Annotated in this window: 18 protein-coding genes; 17 read left to right on the top strand and 1 reads right to left on the bottom strand. The window is 41.9% G+C overall.

The annotated features are described in order from the left end of the window. Positions 1-34: 34 nt before the first annotated feature. The 11 genes from ilvC (at position 35) to yihA (ending at position 15,174) form a co-directional block, all read left to right on the top strand. On the top strand, positions 35-1,063 hold the full coding sequence (gene ilvC / locus ACIQXU_RS02305) for a ketol-acid reductoisomerase (RefSeq protein WP_402874610.1): 1,029 nt from the start codon (positions 35-37) through the stop codon (positions 1,061-1,063). After that, positions 1,050-2,585, top strand: coding sequence for a 2-isopropylmalate synthase (locus ACIQXU_RS02300; protein ID WP_402986505.1), 1,536 nt, complete (start codon positions 1,050-1,052; stop codon positions 2,583-2,585). The genes ilvC and ACIQXU_RS02300 overlap by 14 nt, the downstream gene beginning before the upstream one ends. 15 nt (positions 2,586-2,600) lie before the next feature. Further along, positions 2,601-3,713: a 3-isopropylmalate dehydrogenase gene (gene leuB / locus ACIQXU_RS02295; RefSeq protein ID WP_402986502.1), complete on the top strand. Its 1,113-nt coding sequence runs from the start codon at positions 2,601-2,603 to the stop codon at positions 3,711-3,713. Positions 3,714-3,781: 68 nt separating this feature from the next. After that, entirely contained in the window at positions 3,782-5,191 is a 1,410-nt protein-coding gene (leuC, locus tag ACIQXU_RS02290; RefSeq protein ID WP_402958123.1) for a 3-isopropylmalate dehydratase large subunit, read from the top strand. A gap of 30 nt (positions 5,192-5,221) precedes the next feature. After that, positions 5,222-5,821 (top strand): 3-isopropylmalate dehydratase small subunit, encoded by a 600-nt coding sequence (leuD, locus tag ACIQXU_RS02285; protein WP_402987354.1) that lies wholly within the window; start codon positions 5,222-5,224, stop codon positions 5,819-5,821. A gap of 163 nt (positions 5,822-5,984) precedes the next feature. Further along, positions 5,985-7,019 (top strand): tetratricopeptide repeat protein, encoded by a 1,035-nt coding sequence (locus ACIQXU_RS02280; RefSeq protein WP_402986499.1) that lies wholly within the window; start codon positions 5,985-5,987, stop codon positions 7,017-7,019. 186 nt (positions 7,020-7,205) lie between these two features. After that, entirely contained in the window at positions 7,206-8,498 is a 1,293-nt protein-coding gene (gene tig / locus ACIQXU_RS02275) for a trigger factor (RefSeq protein WP_402958127.1), read from the top strand. Between the two features lie 430 nt (positions 8,499-8,928). Continuing rightward, on the top strand, positions 8,929-10,197 hold the full coding sequence (clpX, locus tag ACIQXU_RS02270) for an ATP-dependent protease ATP-binding subunit ClpX (protein WP_402874628.1): 1,269 nt from the start codon (positions 8,929-8,931) through the stop codon (positions 10,195-10,197). 182 nt (positions 10,198-10,379) lie between these two features. Further along, positions 10,380-12,050: an ATP-dependent protease LonB gene (lonB, locus tag ACIQXU_RS02265; protein ID WP_402874629.1), complete on the top strand. Its 1,671-nt coding sequence runs from the start codon at positions 10,380-10,382 to the stop codon at positions 12,048-12,050. Between the two features lie 224 nt (positions 12,051-12,274). Beyond that, positions 12,275-14,596 (top strand): endopeptidase La, encoded by a 2,322-nt coding sequence (lon, locus tag ACIQXU_RS02260; protein WP_402986497.1) that lies wholly within the window; start codon positions 12,275-12,277, stop codon positions 14,594-14,596. Beyond that, a complete protein-coding gene (yihA, locus tag ACIQXU_RS02255; protein ID WP_402874633.1) occupies positions 14,593-15,174 on the top strand; it encodes a ribosome biogenesis GTP-binding protein YihA/YsxC in 582 nt (193 codons plus the stop codon). Before lon ends, yihA begins: the two co-directional genes overlap by 4 nt. A gap of 76 nt (positions 15,175-15,250) precedes the next feature. Here the strand turns inward: yihA and ACIQXU_RS02250 are convergent, their stop codons facing one another. Next, a complete protein-coding gene (locus ACIQXU_RS02250; RefSeq protein WP_402875857.1) occupies positions 15,251-15,733 on the bottom strand; it encodes a LiaI-LiaF-like domain-containing protein in 483 nt (160 codons plus the stop codon). Positions 15,734-15,979: 246 nt separating this feature from the next. Between ACIQXU_RS02250 and hemA the strand changes: the two genes are divergently transcribed. The 6 genes from hemA to hemL are packed head-to-tail and all read left to right on the top strand — an operon-like array spanning position 15,980 to position 22,233. Further along, a complete protein-coding gene (gene hemA / locus ACIQXU_RS02245) occupies positions 15,980-17,329 on the top strand; it encodes a glutamyl-tRNA reductase (RefSeq protein WP_402987351.1) in 1,350 nt (449 codons plus the stop codon). 10 nt (positions 17,330-17,339) lie between these two features. Beyond that, positions 17,340-18,170: a cytochrome C assembly family protein gene (locus ACIQXU_RS02240; RefSeq protein WP_402986494.1), complete on the top strand. Its 831-nt coding sequence runs from the start codon at positions 17,340-17,342 to the stop codon at positions 18,168-18,170. A 9-nt stretch (positions 18,171-18,179) separates the two neighbouring features. Next, the gene (gene hemC / locus ACIQXU_RS02235) at positions 18,180-19,112 is read left to right on the top strand and encodes a hydroxymethylbilane synthase (RefSeq protein ID WP_402875850.1); all 933 of its coding nucleotides are present in this window, start codon (positions 18,180-18,182) and stop codon (positions 19,110-19,112) included. After that, the gene (locus ACIQXU_RS02230; protein ID WP_402986491.1) at positions 19,112-19,912 is read left to right on the top strand and encodes a uroporphyrinogen-III synthase; all 801 of its coding nucleotides are present in this window, start codon (positions 19,112-19,114) and stop codon (positions 19,910-19,912) included. Before hemC ends, ACIQXU_RS02230 begins: the two co-directional genes overlap by 1 nt. Further along, positions 19,909-20,901: a porphobilinogen synthase gene (gene hemB, locus ACIQXU_RS02225; protein ID WP_402986488.1), complete on the top strand. Its 993-nt coding sequence runs from the start codon at positions 19,909-19,911 to the stop codon at positions 20,899-20,901. Before ACIQXU_RS02230 ends, hemB begins: the two co-directional genes overlap by 4 nt. Positions 20,902-20,943: 42 nt before the next feature. Next, positions 20,944-22,233, top strand: coding sequence for a glutamate-1-semialdehyde 2,1-aminomutase (gene hemL, locus ACIQXU_RS02220; RefSeq protein WP_402875844.1), 1,290 nt, complete (start codon positions 20,944-20,946; stop codon positions 22,231-22,233). Positions 22,234-22,262 lie beyond the last annotated feature (29 nt).

The following is a 22,262-nucleotide window of genomic DNA, read 5'->3' as shown; positions in this document are numbered from 1 at the left end:
AAACTATGGATATGAAAAGGGAGATGTATTAATAATGGCAAAAGTATATTATAACGCAGAAGCAAACGAGAATTTTTTCAACAATAAAAAGGTAGCGGTAATCGGATACGGTTCACAAGGACACGCACATGCTCAAAACTTACGTGATAGCGGTGTGGATGTAATCATCGGAATCAGAAAAGGTAAATCATTCGATAAAGCTGTAGAAGATGGATTCAATGTATATACAGTTAAAGAAGCGGCAGAACAAGCAGATGTAATCATGAACCTTTTACCAGATGAAACGCAACCAAAAGTATACCAAGAAGAAATCAAACCTGTGTTGCATGCAGGTCAAGCATTAATGTTCGCACACGGATTCAACGTTCACTTTAACCAAATTGTCCCACCAGCCGACGTGGATGTATTATTAGTGGCTCCAAAAGGTCCAGGACATCTTGTTCGCCGTACATATGAACAAGGTGCAGGGGTACCGGCATTATTCGCAATCTACCAAGATGTGACGGGTGAAGCAAGAGAATTGGCACTTGCTTACGCTAGAGGAATCGGAGCACTAAGAGCGGGTGGATTGGAAACGACATTCCAAGAAGAAACAGAAACAGATCTTTTTGGAGAACAGGCAGTGCTTTGTGGCGGATTGACTTCCCTTGTAAAAGCTGGGTTTGAAACATTGACGGAAGCTGGATACCAACCGGAAGTTGCATACTTCGAGTGTTTACATGAATTGAAATTAATCATCGACCTTATGTATGAAGGCGGTATGGAAAATATGCGTTATTCCATCTCTGATACGGCTCAATGGGGAGATTTCGTTTCAGGACCACGCGTTGTGACAGAGACGACAAAAGAAGCGATGAAAGCCATTTTAAAAGACATCCAAGACGGGGAATTCGCAAAAGGATGGATCCTAGAAAACCAAGCGAATCGTCCAGTCTTCAATGCTATCAATAACCGTGAAAACAAACACCAAATCGAAGTGGTAGGTCGTGAATTAAGAAAAATGATGCCATTCGTCAAACCTCAACAAACAGAGAAAGAAGTGGTAGCCGTTGCGAAAAATTAATATTTTTGAAACAACACTTCGTGATGGGGAGCAATCGGCCGGTGTGAACTTGAATTTTACCGAAAAGCTGGAAATTGCTTATCAGCTTGAAAGGCTTGGTGTGGATATCATCGAAGCCGGTTTTCCGGCAGCATCCAAAGGGGACTTCAATTCCGTACAGGAAATCGCGCGCAAAATCAGAAACAGCTCTGTTACAGGGCTGGCGCGCGCTGTAAAGGGAGACATTGACGCTGCGTGGGACTCATTGAAAGTCGGAGCAGAACCAAGGTTGCATACATTCATCGCCACGTCTCCGATCCACCGTCAATACAAGTTGAAAATGTCAAAAGAACAAGTGATTGAAAAATCAGTTGCCATGGTCAAGTATGGGGCAGAGCGTTTCCCAATCGTACAATGGTCTGCCGAAGATGCCAGTCGAACTGAACTTGACTATCTGGCTGAAATAGTCGAAGCGGTCATTCAGGCGGGGGCGAAGGTTATCAACATTCCGGATACAGTGGGATATGCCGCCCCGATTGAATACGGAAACATCTTCCGTTACCTACGTGAAAATGTTCCTTCCATCGATAAGGTGAGCCTATCGGCTCACTGCCATGATGATCTTGGAATGGCAACAGCTAACTCATTGGCTGCCATTGAAGGTGGGGCTACCCAAGTCGAGGGAACGATAAATGGAATTGGCGAACGTGCCGGCAATGTGGCCCTTGAAGAAGTGGCGATGGCTCTTTATATCCGAAAGGATTTCTATCAGGCGGAGACGGGTCTTGTCTTGAATGAAATCAAAAGAGCTAGTGATCTGGTTAGTCGTTTAACGGGAATGCAGGTACCTGCAAATAAAGCCATTATCGGGGCCAATGCCTATGCGCATGAATCCGGGATTCACCAAGATGGCATGTTGAAAGAAAAAACGACGTATGAAATTATCTCACCGGAACTGGTCGGTGTGTCTGCCAATTCGCTTGTTCTAGGTAAGCATTCTGGACGGCATGCTTTCAAAGAGAGATTACAAGAATTGAATTTCTCTGTAACGGATGAAGAAATGAATTCTTTATTTGTCCAGTTCAAAGAATTGGCGGATAACAAGAAAACCATGACGGACGAAGATATCGTAGCTCTTGTCCTTGAAGAAAAAGCGACGGATATCAGTTTTTATGACCTGATTTCCTTTCAAATATCTCATGGTACCCATCAAGTTGCCACGGCAACGGTTACGTTGAAAAAAGGCGATAGTGAAGAAATACAGGAAGCGGCAACGGGTGCTGGTAGTGTTGAGGCCCTCTATAACACGCTTGAAAGATGTTTGGGTAGTCAAATCAACCTCCAGGATTACAGAATCCAATCTGTGGGAGCTGGGATGGATGCCTTAGCACAAGTTTTCGTAAAAATCGATTACAACGGTGTGGAAACGAGTGGACGTGGACTGGACCAGGATGTATTGGAAGCCTCGGCAAAAGCTTATTTAAACGCGGTGAACCGTGTAGTCATCATGAAGGAATTAGAAGAAAAAGCAGTCATGCAGTAGGAAGGGGAGATTTCGATGAAAAGGAATATTGCGGTGCTTCAAGGAGATGGCATCGGTAAAGAAGTGACTAGAGGCGCTGTAGAAATTCTTGAAGCCGTTGCTCAACGGTACGGGCATGATTTTGAATTTCAATATGGCGAAATTGGTGGTAGCGCTATCGATAACACGGGATCGCCACTACCGGACGGGACAGTAGAGATTTGCAAGAATAGCGACGCGGTATTATTAGGGGCGGTCGGGGGACCGAAGTGGGACACTCAACCTGCGCACCTAAGGCCAGAGCGTGGTTTATTGAAAATCCGCAAAGACCTGAATCTCTATGCTAACATCCGGCCAATTAGCTATTATTCCAGCTTGTCGGAGTCTTCACCTCTTAAAAAGGAATTCATTGAAGATGTCGATTTCGTTATTGTACGCGAGCTGACGGGTGGCCTTTATTTCGGGAAGCCGAGTGAGCGGGTGGAACGAGAGGGGAAGGATGCGGTCGTCGATACCCTTTTTTATCAGAAAGATGAAATGAAGCGCATCATTGAACTTGCATTTAAATTAGCCTCTGACCGCAAGAAAAAAGTGACATCGGTCGACAAAGCCAATGTCCTGGAATCCAGTCGGATGTGGCGTGAAACGGCTGAAGAAATCGCCAAAGATTATCCAGAAGTGGAACTTGAACACATGCTTGTTGATAATGCTGCGATGCAGCTCATAAAGAATCCGAAACAATTTGACGTTATTGTGACGGAAAATATGTTTGGTGACATTTTAAGCGATGAAGCATCCGTCTTGACTGGTTCACTTGGCATGTTGCCTTCCGCTTCGATCTCTACGGAAGGTCCCAATTTATATGAACCGATCCACGGATCTGCCCCTGATATTGCAGGAAAAAATCTAGCAAATCCTATTGGGACGATTTTATCGGCAGCATCGTTGTTACGCCTATCATTCGGATTGGAAAATGAGGCCGACGCGGTCGAGCAAGCGGTGGAAACGGTACTGAACTATGGATTAAGAACAGGTGATATTGCTAATGGTCAATCACCAATCACGACGACGACAGAAATGATTGCCCAAATAAAAGCAACTCTATTAGACCAGGAAGCCATCTCCAACATCATGGGAGCTTATGCATAACCTTCTTTCACGGCCTAAATCTAGGCCGTGTTTTTTAAAAAATATAAAATTGATCGAGGTGGATATAAGTGGGTAAATCTATAATTGAAAAAATATGGGATCGCCATATTATATATGAAGAGGAAAATAAACCGGATTTATTGTATATAGATCTTCAATATATTCATGAAGTAACATCCCCTCAAGCATTCGAAGGTTTGAGATTGAAAGGGCGTAAAGTAAGAAGGCCCGACCGGACTTTCGCAACAATGGACCATAATGTGCCTACTATAAATCGCCATTTCATTTCGGATGATATTGCAAGAAAACAGTTGGAGGCACTTGATAAAAACTGTAAGGAATTCGGTATCCGTCTTGCTGACCTAGACAGCCCAGAACAAGGAATCGTTCATGTCATCGGTCCGGAATTAGGTCTTACACAACCTGGTATGACGATTGTTTGCGGGGACAGCCATACATCTACGCATGGGGCGTTCGGATCGATTGCTTTCGGAATCGGAACAAGTGAAGTGGAGCATGTTTTGGCCACTCAATCCCTATGGCAGACTAAACCAAAAACGCTCAAGCTTGAGGTTAATGGGAAACTCGGTCATGGAGTCATGGCGAAAGATGTCATTTTATATGTTATATCCAAATTCGGTGTTGACTTTGGGACAGGACATATCATTGAATATTGTGGGGAAGTTTTCGATGCCATGTCAATGGAAGAAAGAATGACCGTATGTAATATGTCAATCGAAGGCGGTGCTCGTGCTGGGCTAGTGGCACCAGATGAAACAACCTTCTCCTATTTGAAAGGTCGGAAATATGTTTCAAAAGGTGAAGAGTTTGAGCGTTGCGTTCAGGACTGGAAGGCACTTGTTAGTGACGCAGATGCGGTTTATGACCGGGAAATCGTCCTTGATGGCAGTTTGATTTCGCCAATGGTCAGCTGGGGAACAAATCCGGGCATGGCTAGTGGAGTGGATGAACGGGTACCGACTTTTGCAGAGGATATCACTAATTCGAAGGAACTCGGCCGCGCGCTTGAATATATGGGACTTCAAGAAGGAATGGCGATTACGGATATTCCGGTTCAACATGTATTTATCGGTTCTTGTACCAATTCCAGAATTGAAGATTTACGTCAGGCTGCTGAAATGATTGAAGGCAGGACGGTTCATAAAGGTGTTCGAGCAATGGTGGTACCAGGCTCACAAAGTGTCAAGAAGCAAGCGGAAGATGAAGGATTGGATGAAATTTTTAAATCGTCAGGCTTTGAATGGCGGGAATCAGGTTGTAGCATGTGCTTGAGCATGAACCCGGATGCGGTGCCTCCTGGTGAACACTGTGCCTCCACGAGTAACAGGAATTTCGAGGGCCGACAAGGGGCAGGGGCCAGGACCCATTTAGTAAGTCCAGCCATGGCAGCGGCTGCGGCCATATACGGGAAGTTCGTTGATATAAGAAACTTGAAAAAAGCTGAGAGAGTTCAGTAAATACAAATTAATAGGAGGTGCACAATGGAAATGGAACCCATTACTATATATAAAGGAAGAGCGGCGGCACTAAATCGGAAAAATGTGGATACCGATCAAATCATTCCAAAGCAGTTTTTAAAACGGATTGAACGAAGCGGCTTTGGCGAATTCCTGTTCTATAACTGGCGCTTTGATGAAGAAGGAAATGAACGCCCTGATTTTGAATTGAATCAGCTTCAAAATCGTGATACCTCGATTTTGATTGCGGGTGAAAACTTTGGCTGCGGGTCATCAAGGGAGCATGCACCATGGTCGTTGAAAGATTATGGTTTCGATATTGTCATCGCACCATCTTATGCCGACATATTCAAAAGCAACTGCATGAAGAACGGAATGGTTCCCATCGCATTAAACCATGAGCAAGTCCAGTACCTGATGGAGAGGGCCGCTTCCCCTGATTATGAACTGACTGTCGATTTACCGAATCAAACGGTGAAAGATGGCCAAGGGTTTGAAGCAAGCTTCGAGATTCATCCATATTGGAAGGAAATGCTCGTCAAAGGCTGGGACGAAATATCGATCACCCTTCAATATGATGAGAAAATAGCAGCTTATGAAAAGCAAAAAGATGCAGTTTCTAATGCGTAATGAATTCAAAAAAAGGCTTCCTATCCATTAAAATAGGAAGCTCTTTTTTGTGGAGTTTTAAATTACATATAAGTGGAATGGATACCTTGGAAGGTGACTGTTTTTTGAATTTCATTCTATTACATGCTAAACTATTTTCCAAAAGCGAACGGCGAGGTGAATAATGATGGTTGGGAAACATGGAAAGAGCACAGAGGATTCGAAGGTCGTCCCATTTCCTAATCTAGGGGAAAGGTTAATCATAAAGGGCCTCGACGAGCTTGGAAAAAGGAACTTTAAAGACGCAGCCCGGCTCTTCAGTCAAGCACGGGAATTTGAGCCGGATAATGATGAAGTATGTATGGGCCTTGTCGTTTCCCTGGTTGAGCTCGAGTATTATGAAGAGTCCAAAGAATTGTGCCAAGAGATGCTTAATAAAGGAATCGGTGACTATTTCCAATTGATTAACATCTATTTAATGGTGCTACTCCAATTGAATGAACATCAGGAAATGATTACGACAATTGAACTTTTATTTGATGAAAACCAGATCCCCTTCGACAAAGAGGAGCATTTTGAAAAGATGCTTCACTTCAGCAAGCGGGCCCTTGAAGATAAAAAAGAGGAAACCGAAAGGGAATTACAGCTGCGGGAAGAAGAATTACAGAAGGAAGAGTTATTCGCAGGGAAATCGGATAAAGAAATGCTACTTGTGATTTCTAAACTTACGAATCTTAATATTCGACCTTTTGTCCCCCAAATCGAGCAGTTTCTTCAAGACCGTGATGGACACCCATTTTTTAAAACGATGCTATTAAACATCCTTATAGACCAGGAGTATAATGAAGAAGTAACCGTTTGGAAGTTCACGCAGTCCAAGATTGTCAATCCAAAAGAGCTGGTGACCTTGAAGGAAACAAGCTTCCATAAAACGATCACGAACCTGACAGAAGAGGAAATCAGTCATAAAAATCCGAGTTTATTTGAAATGGTGCACAGCCTAATTGAGCGGCATTCCTTTTTATTGTATCCATTCGAACCAGAATCAGATATGATACCGGCATGGGCGGCTGCCTATCATGCGTTAGCCGAAGAGTACATGACAGGGGAAGATAGGATCCAAGAAATAGCGAATAGTTATTCCGTTGATGGGGAAGCGGTTACGAATATTCTAGCCACTATAAAAGAAATCGAAGAAATTTCTTATCCCATTATTTAACCTATTGCTGTTGTAACGGTTTGAACCTGTGTTATAATGTAGTGGTTGTAATGTATAATCGTCTAATTTTGACGAATTCCCAATTTTTTTCTTGGGTATATTTGAAGGATGACTTGTTAACACTTGCAAAGCATATTCATCCAATGCTTATTATTGAAGTATATAGATCTTTTTGGAGGGAAACACATGTCTGTAAAATGGGAAAAACAAGAAGGTAATCAAGGCGTATTAACAATCGAAGTAGAAGCTGTAAAAGTAAACGAAGGTTTAGACGCAGCATTCAAAAAAGTAGTTAAACAAGTAAACGTACCTGGCTTCCGTAAAGGTAAAATGCCACGTCAAATGTTCGAAAAGAAATTCGGCGTAGAATCATTATATCAAGATGCTCTTGATTTCATCCTTCCTGATGCATATGCAAATGCTGTCGAAGAAGCTGGAATTCAGCCTGTAGATCGTCCAGAAATCGACATCGAGAAAATGGAAAAAGGTGAAAACCTAATCTTCACGGCTACTGTAACAGTTAAGCCTGAAGTTAAATTAGGAGATTACAAAGGTGTTGAAGTGGAAAAATTCAATACTGAAGTAACTGACGAAGACGTTGATAACGAATTGAAATCAATGCAAGAACGTCAAGCTGAACTTGTCGTTAAAGAAGAAGGACAAGCTGCAGAAGGCGATACAGTCGTTCTTGATTTTGAAGGATTCGTTGATGGTGAAGCATTCGAAGGCGGAGCTTCAGAAAACCATTCACTAGAAATCGGTTCTAACTCATTCATCCCTGGTTTCGAAGAGCAACTTGTTGGTCTTGAAACAGGCGCTGAAAAAGATATCGAAGTTACATTCCCTGAAGAATACCATGCTGCTGAACTTGCAGGTAAACCAGCTGTATTCAAAGTGAAAATTCACGAAATCAAAACAAAACAACTTCCTGAGTTGGATGATGAATTCGCGAAAGACGTTGACGAAGAAGTTGAAACGTTAGCTGAACTTAAAGAAAAAACAAAACATAAATTAGAGCATGACAAAAAACACGAAGAAGAAAACTTCGTACAAAACACTGTAATCGGTAAAGCTGTTGAAGGTGCAGAAATGGACATTCCTGAAGCTATGATTTCTAACGAAGTAGACCGCATGATGAATGAGTTCTCTCAACGCATTCAATCTCAAGGCCTAAACTTAGAACTTTACTACCAATTCTCAGGTCAAGACGAAGAAGCATTAAAAGCACAAATGAAAGAAGAAGCTGAAGGACAAGTTCGTACAAGCTTGACTCTTGAAGCTATCGCTGAAGCTGAAAAAATTGAAGCAACTGATGAAGACGTTGAAGCTGAACTTGCAGAAATGGCTACAATGTACAACATGGAAGTTGAAGCAATCAAACAAGCTCTTGGAAACTTAGAAAGCATCAAAGGCGATCTTAAAATTAAGAAAGCAATTGACTTCTTAGTGGAAAACAGCAAAACTGTTGAAGCAAAATAATTTATTTTAAGTAAGTGTTTACTAATATTTTCTTCAAAGAAACAAGGCGCGAGTAATCGTGCCTTGTTTTATACATATTAAGAATTTGTTGGTAATTTTAACTATCGGATAGTTTCTGATTGATTTTTTTTTCATTTCAGTGTAGATTAATTCTAATGCTGCATATACATATTTATACAGAAAAACCTTATTTTAAAAACCGAAAAGTTTGGACATACTGGTAAATGGAAACATACATATGAAATGAAAATTTGTACTTATTGGACAACTTGTGGGTGAGCGTTTTTGTTACAAAATTTCCAAGAACGTGATAGAATGCAAAACATACTAGGAATTTTGGAACGCTAAAGTATTTGTGTGTCTTTCCTATAGTGGATTTGACACCTTTACATCACTAGAGTTGGAAGAGTATTTAAAGGGGTGAACGTTCATGTTTAAATTTAATGATGAAAAAGGACAATTAAAATGTTCTTTTTGCGGAAAAACTCAAGAACAGGTCCGCAAACTGGTAGCTGGTCCAGGTGTATATATTTGTGACGAGTGTATCGAACTTTGTACTGAAATCGTTGAAGAAGAGCTAGGTACTGATGAAGAAGTAGAATTTAGAGATGTACCTAAACCTAAGGAAATTCGTGCGATACTAGACGAATACGTAATTGGACAAGAACAGGCTAAAAAGTCTTTGGCCGTCGCTGTTTATAATCATTATAAACGCATCAATTCCAATAGCAAAGTTGATGACGTCGAGTTATCCAAGAGTAATATCGCTCTTATTGGACCGACAGGAAGCGGGAAAACGCTACTTGCCCAAACATTGGCGCGTCTATTGAATGTACCTTTTGCCATTGCTGACGCAACTTCATTAACGGAAGCTGGTTATGTTGGGGAAGATGTAGAGAACATCCTTCTTAAGCTGATTCAAGCGGCTGATTATGATGTGGAAAAAGCGGAAAAAGGCATCATTTATATCGATGAAATCGATAAAGTGGCCCGTAAATCAGAGAACCCATCGATTACACGCGATGTATCCGGTGAAGGTGTACAGCAGGCCTTATTGAAAATTCTTGAAGGTACCGTGGCAAGCGTTCCGCCACAAGGAGGACGTAAACATCCTCATCAAGAATTCATCCAAATCGATACGACTAATATCTTATTCATCTGTGGTGGTGCTTTTGACGGCATTGAACCAATCATCAAACGCCGTTTAGGCCAAAAAGTCATTGGCTTTGGTTCTGATGTTAAAAAAGATGATATCGCAGAAAAAGAATTGCTTTCTAAAGTTCTTCCAGAAGATTTACTGCGTTTCGGTCTAATTCCGGAATTCATCGGTCGTCTTCCTGTCATTGCTACACTAGAGCAATTGGACGAAGCCGCTTTGATTGAAATCCTTACAAAACCGAAAAATGCTCTTGTGAAGCAATATCAAAAATTGCTTGAGCTTGACGACGTGGAATTGGAATTCGAACAGGAAGCACTTAGTGAAATTGCTAAAAAGGCGATTGAACGTAAAACAGGTGCGCGTGGACTCCGTTCCATCATTGAAGGAATTATCCTTGAAGTGATGTTCGATCTTCCATCACGTGATGATGTTGCCAAATGTGTAATTACAGGAAGCACAATCGCGAAAAACGAAACACCAAAGCTTGTCCTGAAAGATGGTACAACCATTCAGGGACAAGGGAAGAAGACATCAGCTTAATCCGATTAGTGAAAAAACTGCCAGTTCTTCTGGCAGTTTTTTTATGTTCTTTTTCATTACCTCAGTGCTTCTAAGTTTATATCTCAAAACACCAAAATTTACATCCCATATTTATTGGATTATTTCGCCCTCCCCTAGGAGATACTATCAGAAATGACAAGGCAGTAGCAGGAGGGAAAACGATGAACTGGACAGGAATAGCGTTATTTATTCAGCTGTTTTTTGGTATTGTGATTGGTTTGTATTTTTTGAATTTATTAAAAGGCCAACGGACACAAAAAGTTTCGATTAACCGTGATTCACGAAAGGAAATGGATCAGCTACAAAGGATGAGGTCCATCTCCCTAACAGAGCCATTGTCGGAAAAGGTGAGGCCGATTACATTTAAGGATATCATCGGTCAGGAGGACGGCATCAAATCTCTAAAAGCAGCTTTATGCGGTCCGAATCCTCAGCATGTGATCATTTATGGCCCTCCAGGAGTGGGGAAAACCGCAGCTGCAAGGATCGTTCTAGAAGAAGCCAAGAAAAATGGGAAGTCTCCTTTCAAGAAGTCGGCAGTCTTTATCGAACTGGATGCAACGACTGCTAGATTCGATGAACGGGGAATAGCCGATCCGTTAATAGGTTCAGTGCACGACCCGATATATCAAGGCGCCGGGGCCATGGGCCAGGCGGGTATCCCGCAACCCAAACAAGGGGCTGTCAGTAATGCTCATGGCGGCGTACTGTTTATAGATGAAATTGGGGAACTCCATCCCATTCAAATGAACAAGTTGTTAAAGGTGCTGGAAGACCGGAAAGTGTTTCTCGAAAGTGCTTATTATCAAGAGGAAAATCAAAATATTCCGACCCATATCCATGATATATTTAAAAATGGACTTCCTGCCGACTTTCGCTTGATTGGGGCTACAACAAGAACGCCTAATGAAATTGCCCCAGCCATTCGTTCAAGGTGCATTGAAGTGTTTTTCCGTGAACTGGACCGTGAGGAAATCGTATCCGTTGCCAAAAATGCTTCCGATAAGGTAGGTATCACTATTAGTGAAAAGGGACTTCAGTCGATTTCGGATTACGCCCGAAATGGTAGGGAAGCTGTCAATATGATTCAAACATTGGCCGGTATCTCCATTAATGAAAATCGAAGCTACATCAGGGAAGAAGATATTGATTGGATGGCTCATAGCAGCCAACTTACACAGAGGATGGACCGGAAAATAGAGTCAAGTCCAAAAATAGGACTGGTTAATGGTCTTGCCGTTTATGGTCCTAACAGTGGGGCTTTGTTGGAAATCGAAGTGACTGTGATGGCTGCTAACGATGATAAAGGTTCAATCAATATTACAGGGATAGTCGAAGAAGAAAGCATTGGTGGTGGAAATGGGAAATCCATTCGTCGCAAGAGCATGGCCAAGGGGTCGATTGAAAATGTCATCACGGTCCTGCGTTCCATGGGCGTTCCAGCCGACCAATTCGATATCCATGTTAACTTCCCAGGCGGGAGCCCTGTGGACGGTCCATCAGCGGGTATAGCGATGGCAACGGGCATATACTCGGCCATCTATAAAATGCCTGTGGATCATACGGTAGCGATGACGGGAGAAATTAGTATTCATGGTGGCGTTAAACCAATCGGAGGCGTCATTCCGAAGATAAAGGCCGCAAAACTGGCTGGGGCAAAGACTGTCATTATTCCAGCTGAAAACATGCAACCGTTGCTGTTGGAAATTAAAGATATCGAGATCATTCCTGTTACGAATGTAAAAGAAGTATTGGATAGGGCGCTGAAGAAAGAGATAATATCCGATCAGATATTAGCCTCCTTGGACCCTTCGAAAAAAGAAAGCGTATAACAGGAGAACCCCGGTTTGAAAAAGACCGGGGCGTTTTCTGGCCGAAAAAAATAATCATGAATTCAGGCGTGCTTTTTCCTCGGAAATTGGAGATAATAAAAGCAATTATACCTGTTAAGGTAAACAAATAGACACTTCTATATAAATAGGATAGAATTGTTAAAAGGTTGATAACTTGGGTAATTAGTTTACAACGACGATACTAAATTTGGAGGTGTCAGGAAATGACTGATCAAGAAATCATCGTTCCCCTCCTGCCGCTAAGAGGACTGCTTGTATATCCAACAATGGTACTTCATTTAGATGTGGGCCGAGATAAATCGGTACAAGCCCTTGAGAAAGCAATGGTGGAAGACCATCTTATATTTTTGACGACACAGAAAGATGTGACGTTGGATGAACCTGGTGAAGAAGATTTATTTACCATGGGTACATTAACAAAAGTAAAACAGATGCTGAAACTTCCAAATGGTACCATCCGTGTTTTAGTGGAAGGTTTAAACCGGGCAGAGGTTAGTGAATTTTATGATTATGAGACACACTATGGTGCGAAGGTTAAAATATATGAAGACAGCGATGAAAAAGATGCGGAACATCAAGCGTTAATGCGCACCTTGCTGGATTATTTTGAACAATACATAAAGATGTCCAAAAAAATAACCGGTGAAACGTTCTCTTCCACTTCAGATATTGAAGAACCGGGTAGATTGGCTGATATCATCGCCTCCCATTTGCCTCTTAAATTGAAAGAGAAGCAAGAAGTGCTTGAGACCATTGATATGAAAGAGCGCTTAAGCCGGGTGATTGAAATCATCAATAACGAAAAGGAAGTCCTTTTCCTGGAGAAAAAGATCGGTCAGCGTGTCAAGCGATCCATGGAACGGACACAAAAAGAATATTATCTACGTGAACAAATGAAGGCCATCCAGAAGGAACTAGGGGATAAAGAAGGTAAGACAGGAGAAATCGCCGTTCTTACTGAAAAAATAGAAGAAGCTGATATGCCAGCGCATATTAAAGAAACGGCTTTAAAAGAACTCGACCGGTATGAAAAAGTACCATCCAGTTCAGCTGAAAGCTCCGTTATCCGCAATTACATCGAATGGTTAATATCGCTTCCATGGTCGAATGCCACGAAAGATGATCTTAATATTCATAAAGCGGAAAAAATCCTTAACCGTGACCATTATGGATTGGAAAAGGTCAAAGAACGGGTGCTTGAATACTTGGCTGTCCAGCAGCTGACTAATTCGTTAAAGGGACCGATTCTTTGTTTGGTAGGTCCTCCAGGCGTCGGAAAAACAAGCTTGGCTAAGTCGATTGCCTCATCATTGAACCGGAAGTTTGTTCGAATTTCCCTAGGTGGCGTGCGTGATGAATCGGAAATCCGGGGACACCGCCGCACATATGTAGGGGCCATGCCAGGTAGAATCATCCAAGGGATGAAAAAGGCGGGCACGATTAATCCGGTATTTTTACTGGATGAAGTGGATAAGATGTCCAATGACTTTAGGGGAGACCCATCGGCCGCGATGTTAGAAGTGCTTGACCCGGAACAAAACCATAACTTCAGTGACCATTATATTGAAGAGACGTATAATCTTTCTAAAGTTATGTTCGTTGCGACAGCCAATAATCTTTCAACAATTCCAGGACCGCTTCGTGATCGTATGGAAATCATTTCGATTGCAGGTTATACTGAAATAGAGAAGCTTCATATCGCCAAGGATCACCTACTGCCTAGACAGTTGGAGAATCATGGTCTATTGAAGACACAACTGCAAATCCGTGAAGAAGCCCTTACTAAGATCATTCGTTATTATACTCGGGAAGCCGGTGTCCGTAGTCTAGAACGGCAGCTTGCCAGTATTTGCAGGAAAACGGCGAAGATCATCGTTTCCGGTGAGAAAAAACGAGTCGTGATTTCTGATAAGAATGTCGAGGAGTTTTTAGGGAAAACGATGTTCCATTATGGACAAGCGGAGATAGAAAACCAAATCGGTGTCGCTAATGGATTGGCATACACTTCCGTCGGAGGGGATACGTTACAGATCGAAGTATCTTTATCACCAGGAAAAGGAAAGCTCATTTTGACTGGGAAACTTGGCGACGTCATGAAAGAATCAGCTCAGGCTGCTTTCAGTTATGTACGTTCGAAGACCGAGAAACTCCACATCGATACGAACTTCCATGAAAAGTACGATATCCATATCCATGTTCCGGAAGGAGCCGTTCCTAAGGATGGTCCATCTGCAGGCATCACGATTGCAACAGCGTTAATATCGGCTCTAACTAATAGGCCGATCAGAAAAGAGGTAGGCATGACAGGCGAAATTACATTACGCGGACGGGTTCTCCCAATTGGTGGCCTTAAGGAAAAATCCTTAGCGGCTCATCGGGCAGGACTTACGAAAATCATCATCCCGCAAGATAACGAAAAGGATATTGATGATATCCCGGAAAGTGTCCGTAAAGAATTAATATTTGTTCCAGTTTCACATGTTGATGAAGTCCTAGAACATGCATTGGTAGGTGTGGATGAATGAAAGTAACAAGTTCAGATATTGTCATCAGTGCCGTTAAGCCTGAACAATATCCTAACACCCCCATTCCGGAATTTGCCTTAGCCGGTCGTTCCAATGTCGGGAAATCAAGTTTCATCAATAAATTGATCAATCGAAAAAATTTAGCGCGGACTTCTTCCAAGCCAGGAAAGACGCAAACGCTGAATTTCTATATCATAAATGAAGCCATGCATTTTGTGGATGTACCTGGTTACGGGTATGCAAAGGTTTCTAAAAGCGAACGTGATGCGTGGGGGAGAATGATTGAAACATATTTCACCTCCCGTGAACAGCTTCGTGCAGCGATACTGGTTGTTGATTTACGCCATCCGCCGACTAAAGATGATATAGCCATGTATGAGTTCCTGAAGCATTACGATTTGCCAAGAATCGTGATAGCGACGAAAGCGGACAAAATCCCAAAAGGGAAATGGCAAAAACATCTTAAAATCACACGCCAAACGCTTAATCTGGAAAAAGAAGATGAATTGCTTCTTTTCTCAGGTGAAACCGGAGAAGGTAAAGAACAAGTCTGGGGCGTTTTGAAGAAATACATGTAAGAGCTAAAGGACATTCCCTAAGTGGAATGCCCTTCTCTTCTTAATGAAAAAAGGTCTCCCATCGGGGAGGCCTTTTTCATTTTCTTCGAAGTAAGATATACACACCAATTGCGATTAAAACAAATGGCCAAAATTTTTCTATATTATAGGTTCCTGTTTCCAGTATTCCGAAAGATGAGGTGATTTTGTCATAAAACAAAGTGAGGATCGCTATGAAGAATAAAATCATCCCGTGCATCATGCCTGTATTCGTTTTACGTGTCCTAAGAATAAAACCTAGAGAAATGATTAAAATAAAGATACCAAGGCTATCCGGCCAAATCTCGAGGTTATTGGCGATATGGAAATGGGCGCCGAATCCGAGCAGGATGACACCGGGAAGTATGGATTCATACTCACTCCCACTGTAGGCCTGGATTAAAAAGGCAATACCGACAATACATAATAGTGTAGGCCAGCTAAAGAAACCTGGGAAAATTTCAATTCGTGAATGTTCAAGAAAAAAATAAAGTCCGAAACCGATTAAAATGATTCCGGGAAAAATTCGTTGCTTTTTCATTTTATCCTCCTATCAATTCGATTACTTGAAGTTTATTGGTATTTTTGATATGGTTCTTTTGTACACAATGTCGAAATATGTATTTAATATAAAAATACGGCTTATACATTCACTATATTAGTTGGTGAACAAGCTTTCTTATTATGGTAGCATACGTTCATAAACTGTTCATATATTTTTTTGTTTCAGTTTTTGTACATGGTATAATGAAGGTACATGAAAAATTTTGGGGGTGCAAAAGAAAAGATGCATATTCTAGCGGTTGGTATCAATTACAAAACTGCCCCTGTAGAAATTCGGGAAAAATTGTCGTTTAATGAAGCCGAACTTGCCGAGGCAATGAAAGCTCTTAAAAATAAAAAAAGTATTTTGGAGAATGTCATTATTTCCACATGCAATAGAACGGAAATATATGCGGTAGGTGATCAACTTCATACTAGCCGATACTATATTAAGGAATTCCTTTCTGAGTGGTTTCACATCGATAAAGAGGAGTTTTCTAAATATCTGTTTTTCTATGAAGGGGACGCTGCTGTTGAGCATTTATTTTCAGTTACATGTGGCCTGAACTCCATGATTCTTGGGGAAACGCAGATTTTGGGACAAGTTCGCTCGAGTTATATGTTGGGACAGAAGGAAGATACAATAGGAACGGTTTCTAATCATCTTTTCAAGCAAGCCCTTACACTGGCCAAGAAAGCCCATTCGGAAACGGAAATCAATACGAATGCAGTTTCCGTGAGCTATGCGGCCGTTGAATTGGCGAAGAAAATCTTTGGAAGCTTAAGTGGCAAGAATGTGCTGATTCTCGGAGCAGGTAAAATGGGTGAATTGGCGATTCAAAATCTTCACAGTAATGGTGCGGATAACATTACTGTCATCAATCGTACTTATCAGAAGGCGGTTGATTTAGCTGAGAGATTTAATGGAGATGCAAAACAGCTTCAGGAACTGCAATGTGCATTGGTGGAAGCGGATATCTTAATCACGTCCACTGGATCGAAAGACCTTCTCGTCACAAAAGAAATGATGACATTTGTGAACAAGCTTCGCAAAGGCCGTCCTATCTTCATGGTGGATATCGCTGTTCCACGTGACTTGGATCCAACGTTGGCTGAACTGGAAAACGTATTCCTATACGACATCGATGACCTTGAAGGAATCGTACAAGCGAATATCGAAGAACGTAAGAAAGCTGCTGAAAAGATTGGCTTAATGATTGAATTCGAGATTGTTGAATTTAATCAGTGGATGAATTTGCTTGGTGTGGTTCCAGTCATTTCGTCCCTACGGGAAAAATCGTTATCGATTCAAAAGGAAACGATGGAGAGCATTGAAAGAAAGCTCCCACACTTGAGTGAACGTGATATAAAAGTATTGAACAAACATACGAAGAGCATCATTAATCAAATGCTGAGGGATCCGATTTTATATGCCAAAGAACTGGCAGAGGAACCAAATGCAAAAGAACAATTGAATAATTTTGTGAAAATCTTTCATTTAGAGGAATTGGTTGAAGAAAAGATGGTAGAGGACAATGAAACTGAAAAGGCACATGCGAAGTCTTCTCTACTAAATCCAGTTCCTGTCCATTAATGAGGTAGATATGGAATTACTAATGACAAGGTTACATGAAGGTACTGTATTGTTATATGCCGTCAGTATGCTTTTATATTTCTTCGATTTTCTAAATAATAACCAGAAGGCTAATAAAATCGCCTTCTGGTTGCTTTCTATTGTTTGGGTACTGCAAACAATTTTTTTATTTCTTTATGTAATGAAAACGGGAAGATTTCCAATCTTGACGATTTTCGAAGGGCTATATTTTTATGCTTGGCTCCTCGTTTCATTATCATTGATCATTAACCGGTTGTTACGTGTCGATTTTATCGTATTCTTTACTAATCTACTTGGGTTCATGGTGATGGCCATCCATACGTTTGCCCCTGTCCAGATAGAATCGGAAGTCCTTGCACAACAGCTGGTTTCTGAGCTTTTATTTATTCATATCACGTTTGCCTTACTATCTTATAGTGCTTTTACTCTTTCATTCGTGTTTTCCTTACTCTACTTGATTCAATATGACTTATTGAAGCGAAAGAAATGGGGTAAGCGGTTGCTTCGACTGGGTGATTTGACGAAGCTTGAAAATCTGTCGTATGTTCTCGCTGTAATCGGCGTTCCGTTATTGGGGGTATCTTTGATACTGGGCATTCAGTGGGCCAATCTTAAATTACCAGGTGTTTCTTGGTTGGATATGAAAATTATCGGTTCGTTTGTTATATTGATAGGATACAGTGTTTATTTATACTTGAAAATCCGAAAACAGGTTTATGGCAGGGCTTTGGCCTTTTTGAATATTGGATTCTTCATGATTGTATTAATTAACTTTTTCCTTTTTGGAAGTCTTTCATCATTCCATGTTTGGAATACATAGGAGGAAACTATGAGAAAAATCATTGTCGGTTCTAGACGTAGTAAACTAGCGATTACCCAAACGAATTGGGTGATTAATCAACTTAAGGAACTTGGCCTTCCCTACGAGTTCGAAGTGAAGGAAATAGTCACGAAAGGTGACCAAATCCTAGATGTGACGCTTTCGAAAGTAGGCGGTAAGGGACTATTTGTTAAAGAAATCGAACAGGCCATGCTGAATAAGGAAATTGATATGGCTGTACATAGCATGAAGGATATGCCAGCGGTGCTTCCAGAAGGATTGACGATTGGCTGCATTCCACCAAGAGAAGATCACCGTGATGCATTGATTTCAAAGAATCATGAAAAGCTTTCTGAATTGAAACCGGGCTCTATTGTTGGAACAAGCAGTTTGCGTCGCAGTGCCCAAATCTTGTCAAGAAGACCGGATCTTGAAATTAAATGGATTCGCGGGAATATTGATACCCGTTTGGATAAACTAAAAAATGAAGAGTATGACGCCATCATTCTAGCTGCTGCAGGTCTTGCTAGAATGGGTTGGAAGAAAGACGTCGTAACGGAATTTTTAGATGAAGACATTTGTTTACCGGCTGTTGGCCAAGGAGCTCTTTCCATTGAGTGCCGTGCAGATGATCATGATTTATTGTCTGAGCTTGCTAAATTCACGTGTGAAAATACGAAAAAGACCGTAGAAGCTGAACGTGCCTTTTTAGATAAAATGGAAGGTGGCTGCCAGGTGCCGATTGCAGGATTGGCAGTTGCAAAAGACAATGGAGATGTTTCCTTAACAGCTTTAGTCGCTTCCCCGGATGGTAAAGTGATTTATAAAGAAATGGCTGAGGGCCCAAATCCTGAAGCTGTTGGCCTTGAAGCTGCTAGATTGATTAGTGAATTCGGTGGCAAAGAGTTGATTGATCGTGTAAAAGAGGAGCTTGATCAGTAATGAAGCCGTTTTTGCCTCTTAAAGATTATCAGGTTTTAATCACCAGAGGGAAAGGGCAAGCTGAGGGTTTGCAAACCTTAGTGAAAAAAAATGGGGGAACTCCTCTGATGGTGCCGTTGCTTGAGTTTACCCTTCCAGAAAATCTGGAAGAGGTTCAAGAACGGTTGAATCGATTGAGCAGCTATGACTGGGTCATATTAACGAGCAAGAATGGTGTGGATTTTTTGTTCAGGCTGCTCGGCAAGCAACAACATGTGGTGCTTCCGAAAATAGCCGTCATTGGATCCAAAACGGAAGAGGCTTTGAACGTGTATGGATATGAAGCGGATTTTGTTCCATCCGAATATGTTGCAGAAAGTTTTGTTTCGGAGTTTATTACTCACCTCGAACCCGGTGAACGTGTCCTCCTTGCGAAAGGGAACCTCGCAAGGACGGTCATAGCGGAGGCCATTAATGAAACGAGTGCATCGTGTGATGAAATGATTATCTATCACACCATACTTCCACAAGAAAGCGAAAGACAACTGGTCCAATTAATCTTGAACGGGAAAGTGGATATCATCACCTTTACAAGCTCTTCCACGGTGAATCACTTTATACAGATCATTGAACAATATGAATTGAATACATACATAAAAGATCTTGTCATTGCTTGTATCGGACCGATTTGTGCCAGGACGGCATCGAGAAATGGTTTACATGTTTCTGTCTGTCCTGATGTCTATACAACAGAAGCGATGGTTGAGGAAGTAGTACGATATATTGTTAAAAAGAATCCTAAAGGAGGAACCATAAAATGAAAGATATTTTATTCAATCGTCACCGCCGCCTGCGTGTAAGTGCCGGCATGAGGGCTTTGGTCCGTGAAACATACGTACATAAAGAGGATTTAATCTACCCGATTTTCATCATCGACGGCGAGAACATAAAGACGGAAATCGCCTCCATGCCAGGAATTTACCAGCTTTCGATGGATAATCTAGCGGCAGAGATGGATGAGGTCGTGGGTCTTGGCATTAAATCAGTCATTTTATTCGGTGTTCCATTTGAACATGATAAGGATGAACAAGGCACTGGAGCCTTTCATCATAATGGACTTGTCCAACAAGCGACCCGACTCATCAAAAAACAATACCCTGAAGTCATGGTCATTGCCGACACATGCTTATGTGAATACACAAGCCATGGTCACTGTGGAGTAGTTGAGGGAGACAAAATCTTAAATGATGCGTCACTTGACCTTCTTGCCAAAACGGCCATCAGCCAAGCAGAAGCAGGTGCAGATATCATTGCCCCTTCTAATATGATGGATGGATTTGTTGCGGCCATCCGTGCAGGACTAGATGAAGCGGGTTACGAAGATATCCCGATCATGTCTTATGCTGTGAAATATTCGTCCGCTTTTTATGGTCCTTTCCGTGATGCGGCGAATGGGGCTCCTCAGTTCGGCGACCGGAAAACGTACCAAATGGACCCGGCTAACCGTCTAGAAGCTTTCCGTGAAGCAGAATCCGATGTAGAAGAAGGAGCCGACTTCTTAATCGTGAAACCAGCTCTTTCCTACATGGATGTCATCAGGGACATGAAAAATACCTTCACACTTCCGATTGTGGCTTATAACGTAAGTGGGGAATATTCAATGGTGAAGGCTGCCGCCCAAAACGGCTGGATCGATGAAAAATCAATCGTAATGGAAATGATGACAGGCTTCAAACGAGCAGGTTCTGACTTGATCATTACTTATTTTTCAAAAGATGTAGCCCGTTGGATCGATGAAGATAATAAGTGAGGAAAAAATAATATAGTTTATTAGAGAAAAGGGGACGGATACATGCGTTCATACGAAAACTCAAAAAAGGCGTTTGCCGAAGCTAAAGACCTGATGCCAGGGGGCGTAAACAGTCCTGTCCGTGCCTTCAAGTCAGTGGATATGGATCCCATTTTCATGGAACGGGGGAAAGGATCCAAACTCTATGATATTGATGGCAACGAATATATTGACTACGTTCTTTCATGGGGGCCACTTATTCTTGGTCACACGAATGACCGTGTAGTTGAGGCATTGAAAAAGGTAGCTGAATCAGGTACAAGCTTCGGTACTTCTACACTGATTGAAAATGAACTGGCTAAGCTAGTCATCGAGAGGGTCCCTTCAATCGAAATGATCCGAATGGTTTCTTCAGGAACAGAAGCTACGATGAGTGCATTGAGATTGGCGCGTGGCTATACAGGCCGCGATAAAATCCTGAAATTTGAAGGGTCTTATCATGGACATGGTGATTCCTTGCTGATTAAGGCCGGCTCTGGTGTGGCTACGCTCGGCTTACCTGATAGTCCAGGAGTGCCTGAAGGAATTGCAAAGAATACCATCACGGTACCATATAATGATCTTGCAGCCACTAAATACGCGTTCGAACAGTTTGGTGAAGATATCGCCTGTATAATCGTCGAGCCGGTTGCAGGGAATATGGGAGTCGTACCGCCACAACCTGGTTTCCTTGAAGGACTACGTGACTTGACGACCCAATACGGATCCTTATTGATCTTTGATGAAGTCATGACAGGCTTCCGAGTAGGTTATAACTGTGCTCAAGGCTATTTCGGGGTTGATCCGGACTTGACTTGCCTAGGTAAAGTGATCGGCGGCGGTTTACCTGTCGGAGCTTTCGGCGGCAAACGTAAAATCATGGAGCAAGTAGCGCCAAGCGGTAATATTTATCAAGCAGGTACATTATCTGGTAACCCGCTTGCAATGACAGCAGGACTTGAAACCCTGAGTCAATTGACACCTGAATCGTATGATGAGTTTACCCGTAAAGGCGATATGCTTGAAAAAGGAATCGGAGAAGCGGCGAAACAATATGGCATTCCCTATACATTTAACCGTGCCGGTTCCATGATCGGACTTTTCTTTACAAATGAAGATGTAGTGAACTATGATACAGCCAAAACATCTGATTTAGAGTTTTTTGCATCGTACTACCGGGAAATGGCGAACCAAGGGATTTATCTTCCGCCTTCTCAATACGAAGGCTTATTCCTATCAACGGCTCATAGCGATGAAGACATTGAAAAAACAATCGCAGCAGCTGAAAAAGCTTTCGCTACATTGAAAAAATAATCGTAAGGGTTTCCCCATTCCGGGGAAGC

The sequence above is a fragment of the Peribacillus sp. NPDC097284 genome (assembly GCF_044761765.1).
Taxonomy (GTDB): domain Bacteria; phylum Bacillota; class Bacilli; order Bacillales; family DSM-1321; genus Peribacillus.
The sequence above is the reverse complement of the archived record's forward strand: the minus strand, read 5'-3'. Positions and strand labels throughout refer to the sequence as shown.